General features: G+C 73.6%; 4 protein-coding genes. 3 read left to right on the forward strand and 1 reads right to left on the reverse strand.

The window, feature by feature from the left end:
• The first annotated feature begins 136 nt into the window (after window positions 1-136).
• The 3 genes from ACOJUF_RS04785 (at window position 137) to ACOJUF_RS04795 (ending at window position 2,212) form a co-directional block, all read left to right on the forward strand.
• Complete coding sequence (locus ACOJUF_RS04785) at window positions 137-1,639, forward strand: MFS transporter (RefSeq protein WP_420120723.1); 1,503 nt, start codon at window positions 137-139, stop codon at window positions 1,637-1,639.
• A 31-nt stretch (window positions 1,640-1,670) separates the two neighbouring features.
• Window positions 1,671-1,865: a hypothetical protein gene (locus ACOJUF_RS04790; protein WP_420120724.1), complete on the forward strand. Its 195-nt coding sequence runs from the start codon at window positions 1,671-1,673 to the stop codon at window positions 1,863-1,865.
• 101 nt (window positions 1,866-1,966) lie between these two features.
• Window positions 1,967-2,212 carry a hypothetical protein gene (locus tag ACOJUF_RS04795; protein ID WP_420120725.1) on the forward strand — a complete coding sequence of 82 codons (246 nt, stop codon included), beginning with the start codon at window positions 1,967-1,969 and terminating at the stop codon, window positions 2,210-2,212.
• Between the two features lie 111 nt (window positions 2,213-2,323).
• Here the strand turns inward: ACOJUF_RS04795 and ACOJUF_RS04800 are convergent.
• On the reverse strand, window positions 2,324-2,724 hold a 401-nt coding region (locus ACOJUF_RS04800; RefSeq protein ID WP_420120726.1), incomplete at its 5' end, for a hypothetical protein.

Here is a 2,724-nt window from a genome sequence, read left to right on the forward strand (position 1 = left end):
CCGGCTCCGGGCCGAGTGGAGCCTCTTGACCCTGGTCCGGGAGCGCCCGTCGCCTTGTCGAAACGATTCGATCGAATCGTTACGACATCACCCGCCGACCCCGCGGGGCCACCGACCAGCAGTTGAGGAATCCCGCATGTCCCAGCCCACCGCACAGCCGGCCGCCTCGACGGCCGCCTCGTCGGGCGCGACGGCCGCCGAGACGACCGCCCACGGTTCCGCCGGACCGGGCGCCACGACCGCTGCCGCCGACGTCGCGCGCGCCGGCGGCCCGAGCGACGGGACCGCCGCGGCCGCCGTGGCGGACGGCGCCACCGCCGCCAACCTCCCGGCCGCCGACGTCCCGGCTGCCGACGTCCCGGCCGCCGACGTCCCGGCCGCCCGTGCCGGCGCCCTCGGGAGCGCCGCGGCCCGGACGTTGACCCGGCGGGAACTCGTCGCCTGGCGCAACGCGCTGTTCGTGATCTTCGCGTTGTGCGGTGTGGCGCTGGCCAGCTGGGTGGCCCGCGTTCCGGCCATCCGGGACGCCGTGGGGGCCTCGACCTGGCAGATGGGTCTGGTCGTGTTCGGTCTGTCCGGCGGCTCGATGGTCGGCCTCGTGCTGTCCAGCCACGTGCTCGCCCGGTTCGGTCCGATCAGCACCATCCGGGCCACGATGATCCTGTCCGCGGGCGGCCTGGTGGTGGCCGGGGCCGGCGGCAGCATCGGCTCCATTCCCGTCGTCATCGCCGGCCTGGCCGTGTTCGGCCTGGGCACCAGCACGTGCGACGTGGCCATGAACGTGGACGGCGCGGCGAACGAGCGGGCCCTCGGGCGCACCGTCATGCCGATCTACCACGCGATGTTCAGCGTCGGCACCATCATCGGGGCCGGTACCGGCGCCCTGGCCGAGCACCTGGGCGTGCCGATCGTCGTGCACCTGTCGGTGGTGGCCGCGGTGATGACCGTCGCCGTGCTGATCGCCGTGCGCTTCCTGCAACCGGATCCGGCGCTCTCGGCCGCGCAGGAGGAGAAGGAGGCGACCGGCAGGGGCGACTGGCGTCGCCGCCTGACGGTCTGGCGCGACCGCCGCACCCTGCTGATCGGCCTGATCGTGCTGGGCATGGCCTTCGCCGAGGGCTCGGCCAACGACTGGCTGGCCCTGGCCATGGTGGACGGCCATGGCGTGGACAACGCGACCGGCGCCCTGGTGTTCGGCATCTTCGTCACCGCCATGACGATCGGCCGGGTGTTCGGCGTGTTCCTGCTCGACCGGTTCGGCCGGGTGCCGGTGCTCCGTGTGTCGGCGCTGCTGGCCGGCGTCGGCCTGACCACCATGATCTTCGCGCCGAACCCGGGTCTGGCCGCCGCCGGTGTGGTCGCCTGGGGTCTGGGCTCGGCGCTGGGTTTCCCGGTCGGCATGTCCGCGGCCGCCGACGACCCGGCGACCGCCGCGGCCCGGGTCAGCGCCGTCGCCACCATCGGTTACCTCGCGTTCCTGGTCGGCCCGCCGCTGGTCGGCTTCGTCGGCGAGCACGTCGGCCTGCTCAACGCGCTGCTGATCGTGCTGGGCCTGGTCGCGGTCGCCGGCATCGTCTCGCCCGCCGCTCGCGAGCCGGAGCGTCAGCCGCGCCGGCTCGGCGGCGCCACCGGTGCCTGAGGGGGACGGATCCGGCCGCTACGGTGGTCGCGTGAAGGACGACCCCAACTGGCGCGAGCCCCGTGCCCCCGCCATCGCCATCTGGACGTTCACCGGCCTGCTGGTCGGCGTCGCCGCGGCCGTGGTGCTCAACCTCTGGGTCCTGGCGCCGGTCGTCGGGGGCGGTCTGGGCCTGCTGTACGGGCTGTTCACCACCCGGCGCCGGCAGGTGCCCGAGGACGACTGATCCAGCTCACTGCCCAAGAGTGACGTTGTGCGCTCGATCGGGGAAATGTCGTTGCGCGGCAACGGGTTTTCCCGCGCTCGTCGCGTAGCATCGCGGCCGTGATGACGACGATCGAGATCCCGACGGAGCTGATGGCCGCGGTCAACCGCGCCGCGGCCGCCGACGGCATCCCGGTCCCCTCGATGGTCGAGCAGGCGCTGCGCAACCTGATCCGGGACCGGGTGATCCAGCAGGAGGCCGCCCGCGACCCGTTGGATCCGCCGGCGACGCGACCGTACGGACGCATGCAGGACGTCTTCGACAGCTACCTGCTGGAGGGTCTCGGGGCGCCGCGCGGCGGCCACTGAATCCGCCCACCCGACCGCCCGGACCCCGGGCACGCCCGGCCGGACGGGGGCCACCGGTCGAGCGGACCGGCGGCCCGCGGGTCAGTGGCTCTCAGTGGCTCTCAGTGGCTTTCAGTGGCTGACGGCGACCTTCAGGAGCACGACCACCACGCCGATCAGCACGTTGAGCGTGATCGTGCGGACCAGCGCCAGCCCCGTCATCCCTGACCGGCGGGCCGCGGCGTAGCCCCAGACCTGCTGCTCCACGATCGCCACGATCAAGGCGATCCAGGCCCCGTCGGCGGGGGAGATGTCGTCGAAGAACGCGGCCGACAGCGCGGCGATCGCCGGCGGGATCGCGGCGAACGCGACCGGCCACTCCTTGCGCAGCCCCTTGCGGATGGCGCCGAACTCCCAGCCGCCGGGCACGTTGGCCACCGTCAGGGCGTAGACGTGGGCCAGCCAGAACACGATGCCGCTGACCACCAGCATGACGGCCAGGGCCAGCGGCGTCGCCCCGCCCGCGGTGACGA

Source organism: Nakamurella sp., assembly GCF_048594475.1.
In the GTDB taxonomy this organism is placed as follows: Bacteria; Actinomycetota; Actinomycetes; order Mycobacteriales; family Nakamurellaceae; genus Nakamurella.

Coding starts and splice junctions, on each gene's coding strand:
- ACOJUF_RS04785 (WP_420120723.1), top strand. CDS start 137: ATGTCCCAGCCCACCGCACAGCCGGCCGCCTCGACGGCCGCCTCGTCG.
- ACOJUF_RS04795 (WP_420120725.1), top strand. CDS start 1,967: ATGACGACGATCGAGATCCCGACGGAGCTGATGGCCGCGGTCAACCGC.